A 15,997-nucleotide genomic window follows, 5' to 3' on the forward strand; every position below is an offset into this window, starting at 1 on the left:
GTATCTCGATGCCGAGTCACTATACTATGAGGTATTAATCCAAATTTCTCTGGGCTATCCCTCTGTAAAAGGTAGATTGCATACGCGTTACGCACCCGTGCGCCGGTCTCTATATCCGAAGACATATACCCCTCGACTTGCATGTGTTAAGCCTGCCGCTAGCGTTCATCCTGAGCCAGGATCAAACTCTTCATCGTATATTTTTATATTATATTGCGATGAATATCTATCGGTTCTTTTCGAATCTTACGATTCTATTACTCTTATTCTTTTGTTCCGATTTTCATCGAAACGGCTGTCAATTCAATATGTCTACGAACGTATTCTTTTTTCTTAATTTCGCTTGTCTCTCAAAGCGGGTGCAAAAGTAGAAAACTTATTTCTAATCGGCAAGAATTTTTTGAAGTTTTTTTTTAGAAAATTTATTTTCGTTTTTAACTTCTCTCCTTACCAATCTTTCAATGAACTTCCCTTGTTTTGCGGGGTGCAAACTTAAAACTTTCTTTCTTTACTCGCAAGCTTTTTAGAATCTTTTTTTGAAAATTTCTTTTCGTTTTAATTCCTTCGCTTGTCAGTATTTCGGTGAACGTTTATCGCTGTTGCGGGTGCAAAAGTAGTCACTTTATCCGCTTTTACAAGCTTTTTCTAAACTTATTTTTAATCTTTTTCGAAACTTTCTCCTAACACCCTGATAACACCTCTTTTACAAATTAAATTATTTTCAGCTTTGAAAGGTTTTTCTTCGTTCAAATGAAACTACTAGATACAAAGCCCCATTTTTACTGGTTTCTTACTAATCTCGCAAAGACGCAAAGCCGCGAAGTTTTTGTTTTTCTTGTCTTATTTCTTTTGAAAACCCATACCCTAGCCCCGATAGTAGTGGAAATCCTTTTGATTTTTCCTTTAAAAAGCAAAAGATTGAAGCGGATAGCGGGATAAAGCTTCGACTTCGCTCAGCTGGACAAAAACTAATCTTATATTCAGCTGGACAAAATCACTCCTTATATATAGGTAGTAAAAAAAAAAAAACCGACAGGTTTTGAAAACCTGTCGGGTTGTATACTATAGTAGGTACAATAAACAAATCTATTATTACATATATGTAGTTACTTATTTAGGCTATCGATAACTTCTTTTGTAATTTGAATACTTTTAAGTTTAGCCTGACGATCGAATATTGGACTGGTTACCATTAACTCGTCGATCTGTGCATAACTGATAAACTTTTTAAGATCTGCTTCCAGCTGTATTTGATCTCCTGTAAAAGTACAAGCTGTCATTTGATTCACATGGAAACGTTCTTCTTCACTCATAATATCATCAAGGGAATCTACAGGCGGTTGTAATCCTTTGCGGTCGTTTCGGATTAAATTTAAAAACATCTGATAGAGACTTGTAGACAATCTTTCGGCTTCTTCGTTGGTATCTGCGGCAACGATATTGACACACGCCATGGTTTTAGGCTTATCCAATGTATCTGATGCCTGAAAATTTTCACGATAGAATTCAAACGCCTGTATCATTTGTCGGGGAGCAAAATGTCCTGCAAATGCATAAGGCAATCCGTAAGCAGCAGCCAGGGCAGCACTATCCATACTTGAACCTAAAATCCAGATAGGAACATTTGTTCCTTCGGCCGGGAATGCTCGTACTTTTGCTGTTGCATTTTCTACCGAGAAGTAATCCTGAAGTTTGGTTACGTTTTGCGGAAACCGCTGTGCCTGTTCAAAGAAATCTTTTCGAATAGCTTCAGCCGTTGGTTGATCTGTGCCGGGCGCTCTTCCTAAACCTAAATCGATTCTGCCCGGATAAAGTATTTCCAAGGTCCCGAATTGCTCTGCTACTATTAAAGGAGAATGATTGGGCAGCATGATTCCACCGGAACCTACCCGAATATTTTGAGTCTGACTGGCAATGTAACCAATTAACACCACCGTAGCCGAACTGGCAACATGTGCCATATTGTGATGTTCTGCAAGCCAGAATCGCTTGTATCCTAAATTATCTGCTAGTTGCGCTATTTCTTTTGTTTTTTGAAATGTTTCTTTGGCATTGCTATCCTGAGTGATGATAGCGAGCTCTAATAATGAGACTGAAATTGGGTTTTTCATATAAAAAAATGCTAGAATACAAAACTACTTCATTTACATGGATACCTTTTGCTTTCTGTTGTTAATAGATTTATAATATTTCTTTCGTAAGAACAGAACACTATAATAAATACAATTTTCAATAATCTCTTAGCATAATTGCTTTTAACTAATAGAGACATAGATTCTATATTTATAAAAATATTTCACTTCATTCAGGAACATCACAAAAGATTTATATTTCACTGCTCTGGAGCTTTTTTGATACCTGAAAATTACATTTACCAGAAACATTTTACTCCGCTGGAGCAATTTCAGAAAAAACAGGACGCTTTACTTTTTAAACCTAAATTTAACCCTCCATTTTTTCTTCAAATTTATCCCACAATACGTAAGTCAAAAGATTTAAAGAGTAAATTTGTATCTCGAAATTAACTCCCCGCTTTAACAATATCCCCAAATGACACATAAAATTTTAATTATAGACGACGAAGAAAAACTAAGAAGTCTTCTGGCACGCATTATTAAATCGGAAGGATTTGAAGTGATTGAGGCCAAAGATTTGAAATCGGGTTTTAAAAAACTCGAACAAACTGATATTGATGTCGTTTTATGTGATGTAAAATTGCCTGACGGAAATGGCGTTGACTTTTTGCAAAATATAAAAACCAGCTTCCCTTTAATTGAAGTGATTTTACTTACCGCTTTCGGGAATATTCCGGATGGTGTTCAGGCCATGAAAAATGGTGCTTTCGATTATATTGTAAAGGGTGACGATAATGATAAAATTATTCCACTACTCTATAAAGCTGTCGAAAAAGTACATTTGCAAAAAAAGGTCAAACAGCTTGAAAAACGCATCGGAGATAAATACTCTTTCAGTACCATCATAGGAAAATCGAAAGGGATTGAACAGGTGATCGATTTAGCCAAAAAAGTAGCTAAAACGGACTCGACTGTTTTACTAACCGGAGAAACCGGCACCGGAAAAGAGGTTTTTGCGCAAGCTATTCACGAAAACAGTAATCGTACAGGTAAATCTTTTGTGGCTTTAAACTGCAGTACTTTCAGCAAAGAAATTCTCGAAAGTGAGCTCTTCGGACATAAACAAGGTGCTTTTACGGGAGCCTTAAAAGATAAAAAAGGTTTTATCGAAGAGGCCAATGGCGGTACTTTATTTTTGGATGAGATTGGAGAAATGCCTATTGAACTGCAGGCCAAATTATTGCGTGTTTTAGAAACCAGCGAGTACATTCCGCTTGGAGATACCACTCCAAAGAAATCAAATTTCAGACTGATTGCCGCAACAAACAGAGATTTAAAAGTAGAAAGCGAAGAACACCGTTTTCGTTCGGATTTGTATTTCCGTCTAAACATTTTTGAGATTACACTTCCGCCTTTACGTGAAAGAATAAAAGATATTGCGCTTTTAACACATACTTTTGTCAAACAATTCTCTGAAAAAACGAATAAAAAGACATTACAAATAAGTGATGATTTTATCCATAAATTAGAACATTATTCCTGGCCGGGAAATATTCGTGAACTTAAAAACATTATCGAAAGGTCGGTTATTTTAAGCAGTGACGATACGCTGACCTCAGCTGTTTTACCATACGAAATGCAACAGGAAACAGAGAAAAACACTAAGCAAATGTCGGCCTTTTCGATGCAGAGTATTGAAAAACTGCACATTCAGAAGGTATTAAATTATACCAAAGGAAATAAAGCCGAAACTGCCCGTTTACTCGAAATTGGCATTGCAACTTTGTATCGAAAATTAGACGAGTATGGGATTCAGTAGTAATGTGACAATGTGATAATGTGAAATGCGATTTGTGAAATTCTGACTTTTTACTTTTTAAATATCCTATTTTACCTTTTACATTTCACATCTTATTCTTTACATTTTACACCTCACTTTTTACTTTTCACACTTCACAAGCAACTTAAAATTATCTTATCATTTCAATAAAAGCTTATCATTTTGATAGGCTTTTTTTATGCCTCATTTTTGGCACAAACTCGTAATTCGTTTATCAGCAACGCCTTACCTATTCCTTTACAATTTAGGTCTGACTTTTGGCATAAGAGGGAAGAACACAAAAATTCATTCTGATGAAAAATCAAGTCACTTCAATCTACAAACAAGCAGAACGCTTTGCTGAGATAACTAAAAAATCAATAATATCCGGCAATATTGTTCGGGCAAAAAAATGTCTTGCACTTGCTGAACGCCTGTTCATCAGCGGAAGTTTCGAAACTAAGAACGCCATTTCAAATGTATATGTTTTCTCTGTTTCTTCTTTTATGGAAATGCGTCACTGCAATATTTCACATCTTTTTCCGCAAACGCTTAGAGCAGAATACATTAGACAAATTAATACTTCAGGAGTCTGATTTCGGCAAAATGCAAATTGTAAAATGTGAGATGTAAAATGAAATCATACTCGCAACTAACATTTCACAAATAACAAATCTAATAATCCAACAATCTAATAATCCAATAATCTATGTTAATCACCTTTCTTTTACTTGCACTGGGTGCCCTGCTCTTTGGCATTTGTTTCAAATCTGTTGAATTTTTTGAAAAAATCTAAATCATGACAGCACTATTTATTATTTCGATCGCCGTTTTTGGCTATTTGGTTTACGTATTAATCAAACCCGAAAAATTTTAAAAAAATGAAAAAGTCACAATCCAAAAAAATATTTCTGGTATCTGTTTACATGGCTTGGACATTAGCCTTTATCATACTTATCATGTATTTGTAAAAGCTTAAACTTTATTTAATTTCTAACAAACAAAATATGAATACAGAGTTACTAGGTGTCATTGGTATTTTTATCATCACGATAGTTTTAGCCATTCCAATAGGAAAATATATTGCTAAAGTTTATTTAGGTGACAAAACACTTTTTGACCCAATTTTCAATCCAATTGAAAAAATTATCTTTAAAATCAGTGGTATCAATTCCACTGAAGAAATGAACTGGAAACAACACTTAAAAGCTCTTTTAGGTATTAACATGATTTGGTTCTTTCTTTGCTTCTTTATTTTATTGTTCCAGGGATCATTGTTTTTAAATCCCGATAACAACCCGTCGATGAGTCCGGATCTGGCTTTTAATACTGCCATTTCATTTGTTGTCAATTGTAATTTACAGCATTATTCAGGAGAGAGCGGTGTTTCTTATCTGTCGCAAATGTTCCTAATGTTTCTTCAATTTGTCTCTGCGGGTGTAGGACTGGCCGCAGCTGCAATGGTTTTCACTGCAATGAAGGAAAGAACAACTGAAAAACTAGGTAACTTTTACAATTATTTCATCAAAAGCTGTACGCGTATTTTATTGCCTCTTTCTGCTATTGTAGCAGTTGCTCTATTGTTTAGCGGAACTCCTATGACGTTTGAAGGAAAAGATGCTATTACAACTTTACAAGGTGACCATGTAGAAGTTTCCCGCGGACCTGCTGCTGCCTTTATTGCTATTAAACATATTGGTACAAACGGTGGTGGTTTTTTTGGAGCCAATTCATCACATCCGCTGGAAAACCCAACCTATTTTAGTAATGCGGTTGAGTTATGGGCACAATTGATTGTTCCGTTTGCCATGATTTTTGCTTTAGGTTTTTATCTGAAAAAAAGAAAATTATCTTATGTTATTTTTGGCGTTATGACGGTTGGATTCCTCTTGCTTGTTATCCCGACGGTAATGAGCGAAATGAACGGAAATCCTGCTATTGAGAAAATAGGAATCGCTCAGACAACCGGAGCAATGGAAGGAAAAGAGGTTCGTTTAGGGCCAGCCATTTCAGGTTTCTGGAGTATTGCTACAACAGTAATTTCTACAGGTTCTGTAAATAGTATGCACGACAGTTCAATGCCGGTTTCAGGAGCTATGGAATTGCTTGCCATGATGGTAAATGCCTTCTACGGTGGTTGTGGTGTTGGTATTCTGAACTTCTATATCTTCATTATTCTTGCTGTATTTATTTCGGGATTGATGGTAGGACGAACACCTGAATTTTTAGGAAAGAAAATCGAAGCCCGTGAAGTTAAGATTGCCGCTTTTATTGCTATCCTTCACCCACTATTGATCTTATCCGGAACTGCTTTAGCTTCTTATTTTGCGGCAAACGATACGGCAATGGGATGGTGGTTTAGCGGAAACGCAACAGGCTGGCTTAACAATCCCGGAAATCACGGATTCTCAGAAATGTTATACGAGTATACTTCAAGTGCAGCCAACAATGGCTCAGGCTTTGAAGGTTTAGGAGATAATAATCCGTTTTGGAATATCACTACAGGAATTGTTTTATTGTTAAGCCGTTTTATTCCAATCGTTGGACCATTGGCTATCGCAGGTTTACTGGCAGGTAAAAAATACATCCCGGAAAGTGCAGGAACTTTAAAAACGGATACTACAATTTTTGGAATAATGGTTTTTGCCGTAATCGCAATTATCGCTGCTTTATCATTCTTCCCGGCATTGGCTCTAGGTCCATTGGCAGAATACTTTACAATGTAAAAAATGTGAAATATGAGGTGTAAAATGAAATCGTATTCACAATTAACATTTTACATCTTACATCTCACAAATAACATTTCACAAATAACATTTTACACAAAGAAAAATGACTCATAATAAATCCACATCATTGTTTGAAAGCAAACAGGTAAAAGAAGCCTTGATGCAGTCTTTTGTAAAGCTTAATCCAAAATTGATGATCAAAAATCCGGTAATGTTTACCGTAGAAATAGGAACTGCCATTATGTTTGCTGTTTGTGTTTCCATTTTAATGGGAGCTGCAGATCAGGGTAGTTTCATTTACAACTTAATTGTATTTTTAATTTTACTGGCCACTTTATTGTTTGCCAATTTTGCTGAAGCTATTGCTGAAGCCAGAGGAAAAGCACAAGCCGACAGTTTAAGAAAAACACGTGAAGAAACTCCGGCCCGACAAATTTTACCTAACGGAGAAATCAAAAACATCAGTTCTTCTGAATTGAAAAAAGGAGATATCTTCATTTGTGAAGCGGGTGATTTAATTGCCACTGACGGTGAAATTATCGAAGGATTGGCTACTATAGACGAAAGTGCCATTACGGGAGAAAGTGCTCCTGTAATTAGAGAAGCCGGTGGTGATAAATCCTCTGTAACCGGTGGAACAAAAGTATTATCAGACAAAATAAAAGTAATTGTAACGTCTGAACCCGGCGAAAGCTTTTTAGACAAAATGATTGCTTTGGTAGAAGGTGCAAGCCGTCAGAAAACACCAAACGAAATTGCTTTGACGATTTTACTGGCTGCCTTTACTTTAATCTTCATAATTGTTTGCGTGACTTTAAAACCATTCGCAGATTATGCAAATGCACCTATCACAATTGCTGCTTTCATCTCTTTATTTGTATGTTTAATTCCAACTACAATTGGTGGTTTGCTTTCAGCTATTGGTATCGCGGGTATGGACAGAGCGTTGCGTGCTAACGTTATTACAAAATCAGGAAAAGCAGTTGAAACTGCCGGAGATATTGACGTTTTACTTTTGGATAAAACCGGAACCATCACCATTGGAAACAGAAAAGCAACGAATTTTTATCCTGCGAAAGGTGTTTCAGAAGAAGATTTTATAAAATCTGCCGTACTAAGTTCATTGGCAGATGACACTCCGGAAGGAAAAAGTATCGTGGAATTGGCTGGAGCCGAACTTGCCAATAAATTATCCATTGAAGGTGCTACTTTAATCAAATTTACCGCAGAAACCAGGACTTCCGGAGTTGTTTTAAAAGACGGTACCAATATTAGAAAAGGAGCTCAGGATGCTGCAAAAAACATAACACTTCAGGCCGGAAACTCTTTCCCGGAAGATATTGCTCAAAAAGTAATTGATATTTCTTCTAAAGGAGGAACACCGCTGGTAGTTATTAAAGACAATCAGGTTCAGGGGGTTATCGAATTACAGGATATTATTAAAACGGGGATGAAAGAACGTTTTGACCGTTTGAGAAAAATGGGCGTTAAAACGGTAATGGTGACCGGAGATAATCCGCTTACTGCGAAGTTTATTGCCGAGGCTGCCGGTGTGGATGATTTTATCGCCGAAGCAAAACCTGAGGATAAAATGAACTACATCAAAAACGAACAAAATCTGGGTAAACTAGTTGCCATGATGGGTGACGGAACCAATGACGCTCCTGCCCTTGCACAAGCTAACGTGGGTGTTGCCATGAACAGCGGAACACAGGCCGCTAAAGAAGCCGGAAACATGGTGGATCTTGACAATGATCCAACGAAATTAATCGAGATCATCGAAATTGGTAAGCAGTTATTAATGACTCGTGGTACGCTGACTACTTTCTCTATTGCCAATGACGTAGCGAAATATTTTGCTATTGTTCCTGCTCTTTTCATCACGGCAATCCCGGCATTGGAAGGTTTAAATATCATGCGCCTGCACAGTCCGGAAAGTGCCATTTTATCGGCTGTAATTTTTAACGCGGTGATTATTCCTATATTGATTCCATTAGCCTTAAGAGGTGTTGATTATAAACCAATCGGAGCAAGTGCGATCTTAAAAAGAAACTTATTGATCTATGGTTTAGGTGGTTTGCTTGTGCCTTTTATCGGAATTAAGTTAATTGATATAGTTGTTGCTCTATTTATGTAAACATGAAGTTACTAAGGGACTAAGCTGCTAAGATTCTGAGTTTTTCCCTTAGCATCTTAGAGACTTAGCGTCTCAGAAACTTAAAAAATAAAAAAAATGAAAAATATACTTTCACTATTAAAACTTACACTGATCACCGTAATTCTGTTTGCCGTTATTTATCCTCTGGCAATCTACGGAATCGCTCAATTTGCTCCAAATCAAGGAAAAGGAGAAACAATCTCGGTTAACGGAAAAGTGGTAGGGTACCAAAAAATTGGTCAGAAATTCGATAAATCCAATTATTTCTGGGGAAGGCCTTCGGCTGTAGATTATAATGCCGCCGGAAGTGCCGGAAGCAATAAAGGACCAAGCAATGCGGAATATCTGGCTTTGGTTCAAAAAAGAGTGGATACATTTTTAATCGTTCATCCATATTTGAAAAAATCAGAGATCCCGGCAGATATGGTTACAGCTTCAGGAAGCGGTTTAGATCCGAATGTTTCACCACAAGGTGCTTTGATTCAGGTAAAACGTATTGCCAAAGAAAGAAAATTAGACGAAGCTAAAGTGAAAGCTTTGGTAGCATCTAAAATCAATACCGCTGTTGTAGGTCCATCAACGGTTAATGTTCTGGAACTTAACATTGCTCTTGATCAATTGAAATAAAGGTACTGAGATACTGAGATACTAAGGTTCTAAGGTTTTTCTTCGAACAGGTTTTGGAAACCTGTTAGGATATAAAATCGATTATAATACAAAACTCCTTTTTGCCCCAAATACCCTAGCCCCGATAGAAACGGAAATCCTTTTGTGTCCGCCGCTGCGGACACAAAAGATTGCAGTGGATAGCGGGATTAGCTCCTAAAAAAATCTACTAAATAAATAATTGAATACCACAGAAATGAAAAAAACAATACTTACTGCTTTAATCGCTTTTGGTTTTAGCAATTTACACGCTCAGGAAGAATCTAAAAGTCCGTTTACATTTTCAGGATATGTAGACGTTTATTACAGCTATGATTTCGCAAAACCGGATAATCATACTCGTCCGGGATTTATTTACAACTACAATAGAAGTAATGAAATGAACATCAATTTAGGATTGGTAAAAGTGAACTACAGCAAAGGCAATGTACGCGGAAATTTTGCGCTGATGGCCGGAACTTATGCCGAATACAACCTTGCAGCCGAACAGGGTTTGTTAAAAAATGTATATGAAGCAAATGTGGGAGTGAAGATTTCCTCTTCTCATAACTTATGGGTCGATGCGGGAGTTATGCCTTCGCATCTTGGTTTTGAAAGTGCTATCGGAAAAGATTGTCAAAATCTGACCCGAAGTATTCTGGCTGAAAACTCTCCTTATTATGAAACAGGAGTTAAAATTGGTTACACGTCTGAATCCGGAGAATGGTATTTAGCCGGTATGTATTTAAACGGCTGGCAGCGCATCCAAAAAGTAGAAGGCAATCAAACTCCTGCATTTGGAACTCAGGTCACTTACAAACCAACAGACAAAGTGGTTTTAAACTGGAGTACTTATGTTGGAAATGAACAACCGGATATCGACAAAAAATGGCGTTACTTCAATAATTTCTACGGACAATTTAAAGTAACGGATAAAACCAATATTACAGCCGGTTTTGATATTGGAACACAACAGTCGGCTAAAAACAGTAACAAATACGACACCTGGTTTTCTCCGATTTTGATTGTCCAATACAAACCAACTGATAAAATTCAGCTGGCAGCCCGAGGTGAATATTATAGTGATGAAAAAGGAGTAATTATTGCCACAGAAACTCCAAATGGTTTTAAAACTTACGGATTTTCAGCTAACTTTGATTACTTAGTAACTGATAATGTAATGTTTAGATTAGAAGCAAGAAATCTTTCCAGTAAAGATGAAATATTTACAAAAAACAATCTCCCAACGAATACGAACGCGTTTGTAACGACTTCGCTGGCGATTTCTTTTTAGCTTTAGGCTATAGGCTTTAAGCAGTAAGCTTTCGTGCTACTGCTTATTGCCTACTGCTTATTGCCTACTGCTTATTGCTTAAAGCAAAAAATATGGAAAAAGAAAATAATGCACAGCACTTTCTCGATTTAATTCAGAAATCACGAAAGGGAAAATTCAAAATCTACATCGGAATGAGTGCCGGTGTGGGTAAAACCTATCGGATGCTGCAGGAAGCACATTCCCTCTTAAGAAATGGAATTGATGTAAAAATTGGTTACATCGAAACGCACATGCGAAAAGAAACGCATGAGCTTTTATCTGGTTTGCCTGTGATTCCACGGCGAACCATTTTCTATAAAGGGAAAGAGCTGGAAGAACTCGATGTACAGGCAATTATCAACCTTAGACCCGAAGTTGTAATTGTCGATGAACTCGCACACACCAACGTTGAAGGAAGCAAAAACGAAAAACGCTGGCAGGATGTTTTGGAAATTCTGGAAGCCGGAATCAATGTGATATCGGCAGTAAATATTCAACATATTGAAAGTTTAAATGAAGACGTTAAACGCATCACAAGCATTGATGTTCAGGAACGTATTCCGGACAATGTTTTACGATTGGCCGACGAAGTGGTAAACATCGATTTAACCTCTGAAGATTTGATTGCCCGTCTGAAAGAAGGAAAAATTTATACGGCAGATAAAATTCAGACCGCTTTGTCTAATTTTTTCAAATCGGAACAAATTTTACAACTGCGCGAATTGGCTTTGAAAGAAGTAGCCAGTCAAGTAGTGCGAAAAGTAGAAAACGAAGTACCTCAATTGCATGCTTTAAGACACGAAAAATTACTGGCCTGTATTAGCAGCAACGATAAAACAGCCAAAATTGTAATCAGAAAAGCGGCGCGTCTGGCTAGTTATTACAACGGTTCCTGGTATGTTTTGTATGTAGAAACTCCCAAAGAAAGCAGCACCAAAATTGCATTGGACAAACAACGGCATTTGATTAATAATTTTAAACTGGCTGTTCAGTTGGGTGCCGAAGTTATTAAAACAGAGAACCAAAATATTGCCGACGCCATTTTAATGACTGTTGAAGAAAAACATATTACAACGGTTTGTATTGGAAAACCACATTTAAATTTATTTAAAGTAATTTTGTCTACAACCATTTTCAGACGTTTGTTAAATAGTCTGTCTTTATCAAATGTGGATCTTGTTATATTATCGTGAAATGTTTTATGTAAAATGTGAGATGTTTTTGTGAAATACATTTTACATTTCACAACTAACTTTTTACTAGAAAAAATAAAATATGAGAATTAAAACCAAATTGAATCTGGGAGTCGGATTGTTATTTTTAATGATTATTATACTCTCATTAGTGAGCGGATATGCTGTGTTTTTGATCAAAGCAGATACCGAAAATATTCTGAAAGCAAATTACAATACGCTGGAATATTCCAGAAATATGATTTTGTCACTAGATGAAATCAAAGTAAATAGTGATAGTACGATTCATACTTTTAAGGAATATCTGAAGAAACAGACCCGCAATGTTACAGAACCCGGAGAAAAAGAAGCCACTGCTAAACTGGAAAATGACTTTGCCCTTTTAGAAAAAAACGGTTCTAACGAAACGGTAAAAGCACAAATCAGGCAGGATATTTTTTCGATTATGAAACTCAATCTGGATGCCATCAAACAAAAAAGCGATATTGCCAAACATACCGCCGAAAATGCCAATCTGTGGATTGCTATTGTAGGAACGCTCTGCTTTTTAATCGCCTTTAATTTACTGATTAATCTGCCCAACAATATCGCCAATCCAATTAAGGAACTTACCCAGAGTATTAAAGAAATTGCCAATAAAAATTATTCGGAACGGGTGCATTTTACCAATCACAACGAATACGGTGATCTGGCAAAATCCTTCAATACCATGGCGCAAAAACTCCAGGAATACAACAATAGTAGTTTGTACAAATTATTCTTCGAGAAAAAACGACTGGAAACCCTCATCAATAACATGCACGACCCTATTATTGGCTTAGACCATGAAGGTGTTATTTTGTTTGTGAATGACGAAGCCCTGAAAATTATCGGAATGAAACTGGAAGATGTTATTGGTCAATCCGCTTCTGCTTTGGCAGTTTCCAATGATTTAATTCGCTCTTTGATTCTGAAAGAACCGGCAAATGATTCTCAGAAAAAACAGCCGATGAAGATTTTTGCCCACGGAAAAGAAAGTTATTTTGATAAAGAAACGATCAATATTACCATAACTCCAACAGGCGAAGAAAAAGAAATTAATATTGGAGATGTTATCATCCTTCGAAATATTACCTTATTTAAAGAACTCGATTTTGCAAAAACTAATTTTATTGCAACCGTTTCACACGAATTAAAAACACCGATTGCCTCTATAAAACTGAGCCTTCAATTGCTTCAGAATAATAAAACGGGCGAGATGAACGACGACCAGAAACAACTGGTTGAAAGCATTAAAGAAGACAGTCAGCGTTTATTGAAAATTACGGGTGAATTGCTTAATTTATCTCAATTAGAAACCGGGAATATCCAGTTAAACATCGAAAAAAGCAATCCGTACGCCATTGTAAATTATGCAACCGAAGCGGTAAAAATTCAGGCAGAGCAAAAGCAAATTAAACTCGTCGTTGAGGCCAATGAACATCTGCAAAATGTAAAAGCCGACAGTGAAAAAACAGGATGGGTTTTGATTAATTATTTATCGAATGCGATCACCTACTCGTCTGAAAAAAGTACAATTATCATCCGCTTAAAAGAAGAAAACGATCAGATTACGTTTCAGGTTATCGATACCGGAAAAGGAATTGATGCACGCTACAAAGATAAAGTTTTTGATAAATATTTTCAGATTCCGGGAAGTCAGAAATCAGGAACCGGATTGGGGCTCGCCATCAGTAAAGAATTTATTGAAGCTCAAAACGGAACGATTGGTGTTGAGAGTAATTTAGGCCTGGGAAGTACGTTTTGGTTTTCCTTAAAGGTTTAGATAAATTCAATTTTATAACTATCTGTTACTTGTGCTAATTTTAAAATGGCACACGGATGACACGGATTTAAACCGATAAAAACGGATTTTTTTATTTATACGGTGAAAATCCATCTTATCTGCGTTATTAATCCGCCTAATTAACAGCCAAATTCAATTTTATGACATTCGTCAGTCTGAGCGAAGTCGAAGACCTTTTCTACTACAAAGCCCTTCGACTTCGCTCAGGGTGATCATCCAAATCGGCATAATATTTAGTCAATCTTAATTCAATTATTTATTTCAAAGCCAGCAGGTTAATATTCGCTTAAGGTTCAGTTAAACCAAAAATACTTCGTGCATACATACGTTAATATTGCAACTTTTAACAATAACGAAGATGTTTTACAAAGCGATTTCTCTGGTATTTTTATTTGTTTTTTTGGGTGCTCAGGCACAGCAAAATGATTCGATTACGAAAGTTGACAGTACTTCACAACAATTAAAATTCAATTACAAGCAGCTAATCATTCCGGGCGTTTTAATTGGCTATGGAGTAATTGGGCTTGAAAGTGATCAGCTACTAAGTTTCAATTCGCAAATTAAAAACGAAGTTACTGAGGACATTGACAAAAAAATCACTATTGATGATTTCTCGCAATACGCGCCTGCAGCCACGGTTTATGCCCTGAATGCTTTTGGTGTAAAGGGAAAAAACAATATACGTGACCGCTCTGTTATTTTTGTAACTTCATACGTTATTATGGCTTCAACTGTCTTGGGTTTAAAATCGATCACCCATGAAGAAAGACCTGATGGAAGTTCAAAAAACTCTTTCCCTTCAGGACATACGGCAACTGCTTTTGCCGGAGCGGAATTTTTATGGCAGGAATACAAAGACAAATCAATTTGGTACGGAATTGCGGGTTATGCTGTAGCCACCGGAACGGGCCTTTTCAGAATATACAACAACCGTCATTGGTTAACGGATGTTGCTGCCGGAGCCGGAATTGGAATTTTGAGTACTAAAATTGCCTATTGGCTGAATCCGTACATTACCAAAAAATTATTTAAATCCTCTTCCGAAAACAAATCCACTTCTATGGTAATGCCTTTTTATAATGGCAAACAATATGGATTGGGTTTTGTGAAGGTTTTTTAGTTTTTTTTGCCACAGATTAAAAGGATTAAAAAGATTTTTTGATTGACTTTGTCTGGATTTTTTCGCCACGAATTCACGAATTTTGATTTAAAATAATTCGTGAATTACTTCATCCGTTCGCTATCGCTCGGGTCGTGGCGAAAAAAAATAATCCTTCTAATCTGTGTAATCTGTGGCTAAAAAAAATGCCTATTGATCATGGTCTCCCTGAGCGGAGTCGAAGGGCTTTCTGGCACAAAAGATCTTCGACTCCGCTCAGACCGACAAACGGATATCAATTATAAATCGGGTTTAGATCAAAAATCGTTAATCTTCGTTCTGAAATCTTATGCATTCGAAGTATTATTCTTAATCTCCATCACCTCTCTTTTAACCTGAAGAAGCAGTTCTTTCATGCTTTCCGTTTCAGACAATTGTTGCTTTTTGTCCGAACGGCCAATGTTGCACTCGTATTCCCAAATCTCCAAAATATCAGAAGCTTTCACTTCATAATTGGGATAAAAACTATTATCCGATTCTAAAACCAGACTATTTTTTTTGTTCTTATTAAGACGTTTATAAACCATTCCTTCATTTTTGGTAATCAGGATATACGTTTTACCGTCCATCACCTCTCCCAGCCTTTCCACATAACGTCCAATAATAATCGATCCGTCTTCGTGTGGCGGCATCGAATCACCTTCTACCGGAAATCCGCGATGTTTCCCAGGACCTAAAAACGGAAGAGAAACCTGCTGTAAACTTTCAATATATTCCGGATCGGCGTATCCGTTCAGGTAACCGGCTTTTGCTCTTTGGGATACAATTTCGATATAATTCTCTCCAAAATTATCAACCTGAATAGGCAGAATAAGCCGATTCCCTTCGAGTTTTATCAAATTTTCGATGTTTATTTTCCGAATATCGACTGACAATAATAAATCGATACTGGTATGAAAATACAAGGCGATTTTCTTTAAAATATCATACGGTGCTTCCGAAGTTCCGTCTTCGTATTTCACGTATCTTCCTCTTGTAATACTCAGGTTTTCAGCTAATTTCTCCTGCGATATTTTATGCTTAACCCTTAATGCTCTGATGTTGTCTGAAAATAAGGACATAATTAATTTGTTATAATT

The 15,997-nt window shown here is 36.7% G+C and carries 12 protein-coding genes and 1 rRNA gene; 10 read left to right on the forward strand and 3 right to left on the reverse strand.

The window, feature by feature from the left end:
- A 16S ribosomal RNA gene (locus BHE19_RS00005) occupies window positions 1-197 on the reverse strand; the annotation flags it as partial.
- A 909-nt stretch (window positions 198-1,106) separates the two neighbouring features.
- Window positions 1,107-2,111, reverse strand: a complete 1,005-nt coding sequence (locus BHE19_RS00015) for an LLM class flavin-dependent oxidoreductase (RefSeq protein WP_070905465.1) — start codon at window positions 2,109-2,111, stop codon at window positions 1,107-1,109.
- 439 nt (window positions 2,112-2,550) lie between these two features.
- Here BHE19_RS00015 and BHE19_RS00025 point away from each other — a divergent pair, with 439 nt between their 5' ends.
- The 10 genes from BHE19_RS00025 (at window position 2,551) to BHE19_RS00065 (ending at window position 14,879) form a co-directional block, all read left to right on the forward strand.
- Window positions 2,551-3,894: a sigma-54-dependent transcriptional regulator gene (locus tag BHE19_RS00025; protein ID WP_070905467.1), complete on the forward strand. Its 1,344-nt coding sequence runs from the start codon at window positions 2,551-2,553 to the stop codon at window positions 3,892-3,894.
- Between the two features lie 314 nt (window positions 3,895-4,208).
- The gene (locus BHE19_RS00030; RefSeq protein WP_070905468.1) at window positions 4,209-4,490 is read left to right on the forward strand and encodes a DUF7674 family protein; all 282 of its coding nucleotides are present in this window, start codon (window positions 4,209-4,211) and stop codon (window positions 4,488-4,490) included.
- Between the two features lie 203 nt (window positions 4,491-4,693).
- Window positions 4,694-4,771, forward strand: coding sequence for a K(+)-transporting ATPase subunit F (gene kdpF, locus BHE19_RS22200; RefSeq protein WP_072975519.1), 78 nt, complete (start codon window positions 4,694-4,696; stop codon window positions 4,769-4,771).
- A gap of 130 nt (window positions 4,772-4,901) precedes the next feature.
- Window positions 4,902-6,620 (forward strand): potassium-transporting ATPase subunit KdpA, encoded by a 1,719-nt coding sequence (gene kdpA / locus BHE19_RS00035; protein WP_070905469.1) that lies wholly within the window; start codon window positions 4,902-4,904, stop codon window positions 6,618-6,620.
- A 106-nt stretch (window positions 6,621-6,726) separates the two neighbouring features.
- The gene (kdpB, locus tag BHE19_RS00040) at window positions 6,727-8,760 is read left to right on the forward strand and encodes a potassium-transporting ATPase subunit KdpB (protein WP_070905470.1); all 2,034 of its coding nucleotides are present in this window, start codon (window positions 6,727-6,729) and stop codon (window positions 8,758-8,760) included.
- Window positions 8,761-8,856: 96 nt separating this feature from the next.
- Window positions 8,857-9,408 carry a K(+)-transporting ATPase subunit C gene (locus tag BHE19_RS00045; protein WP_017496757.1) on the forward strand — a complete coding sequence of 184 codons (552 nt, stop codon included), beginning with the start codon at window positions 8,857-8,859 and terminating at the stop codon, window positions 9,406-9,408.
- 235 nt (window positions 9,409-9,643) lie between these two features.
- The gene (locus BHE19_RS00050) at window positions 9,644-10,720 is read left to right on the forward strand and encodes a porin (protein WP_070905471.1); all 1,077 of its coding nucleotides are present in this window, start codon (window positions 9,644-9,646) and stop codon (window positions 10,718-10,720) included.
- Between the two features lie 92 nt (window positions 10,721-10,812).
- The gene (locus BHE19_RS00055) at window positions 10,813-11,934 is read left to right on the forward strand and encodes a histidine kinase (RefSeq protein WP_070905472.1); all 1,122 of its coding nucleotides are present in this window, start codon (window positions 10,813-10,815) and stop codon (window positions 11,932-11,934) included.
- Between the two features lie 82 nt (window positions 11,935-12,016).
- Window positions 12,017-13,738, forward strand: a complete 1,722-nt coding sequence (locus tag BHE19_RS00060; RefSeq protein WP_070905473.1) for a sensor histidine kinase — start codon at window positions 12,017-12,019, stop codon at window positions 13,736-13,738.
- A gap of 379 nt (window positions 13,739-14,117) precedes the next feature.
- The gene (locus tag BHE19_RS00065; protein WP_070905474.1) at window positions 14,118-14,879 is read left to right on the forward strand and encodes a phosphatase PAP2 family protein; all 762 of its coding nucleotides are present in this window, start codon (window positions 14,118-14,120) and stop codon (window positions 14,877-14,879) included.
- 326 nt (window positions 14,880-15,205) lie between these two features.
- Here BHE19_RS00065 and BHE19_RS00070 read toward each other — a convergent pair whose 3' ends face one another.
- Complete coding sequence (locus BHE19_RS00070) at window positions 15,206-15,979, reverse strand: XRE family transcriptional regulator (protein WP_070905475.1); 774 nt, start codon at window positions 15,977-15,979, stop codon at window positions 15,206-15,208.
- Window positions 15,980-15,997 lie beyond the last annotated feature (18 nt).

Source organism: Flavobacterium tructae (assembly GCF_001853485.1).
Lineage (GTDB): Bacteria > Bacteroidota > Bacteroidia > Flavobacteriales > Flavobacteriaceae > Flavobacterium > Flavobacterium tructae.

Bases quoted from the DNA above. Each gene is read 5' to 3' on its own strand.
- BHE19_RS00060 (WP_070905473.1), top strand. From the start codon at position 12,017: ATGAGAATTAAAACCAAATTGAATCTGGGAGTCGGATTGTTATTTTTA.
- BHE19_RS00045 (WP_017496757.1), top strand. From the start codon at position 8,857: ATGAAAAATATACTTTCACTATTAAAACTTACACTGATCACCGTAATT.
- BHE19_RS00025 (WP_070905467.1), top strand. From the start codon at position 2,551: ATGACACATAAAATTTTAATTATAGACGACGAAGAAAAACTAAGAAGT.
- BHE19_RS00070 (WP_070905475.1), bottom strand. From the start codon at position 15,979: ATGTCCTTATTTTCAGACAACATCAGAGCATTAAGGGTTAAGCATAAA.
- BHE19_RS00050 (WP_070905471.1), top strand. From the start codon at position 9,644: ATGAAAAAAACAATACTTACTGCTTTAATCGCTTTTGGTTTTAGCAAT.
- BHE19_RS00055 (WP_070905472.1), top strand. From the start codon at position 10,813: ATGGAAAAAGAAAATAATGCACAGCACTTTCTCGATTTAATTCAGAAA.
- BHE19_RS00030 (WP_070905468.1), top strand. From the start codon at position 4,209: ATGAAAAATCAAGTCACTTCAATCTACAAACAAGCAGAACGCTTTGCT.
- kdpA (WP_070905469.1), top strand. From the start codon at position 4,902: ATGAATACAGAGTTACTAGGTGTCATTGGTATTTTTATCATCACGATA.
- BHE19_RS00065 (WP_070905474.1), top strand. From the start codon at position 14,118: ATGTTTTACAAAGCGATTTCTCTGGTATTTTTATTTGTTTTTTTGGGT.
- BHE19_RS00015 (WP_070905465.1), bottom strand. From the start codon at position 2,111: ATGAAAAACCCAATTTCAGTCTCATTATTAGAGCTCGCTATCATCACT.
- kdpF (WP_072975519.1), top strand. From the start codon at position 4,694: ATGACAGCACTATTTATTATTTCGATCGCCGTTTTTGGCTATTTGGTT.
- kdpB (WP_070905470.1), top strand. From the start codon at position 6,727: ATGACTCATAATAAATCCACATCATTGTTTGAAAGCAAACAGGTAAAA.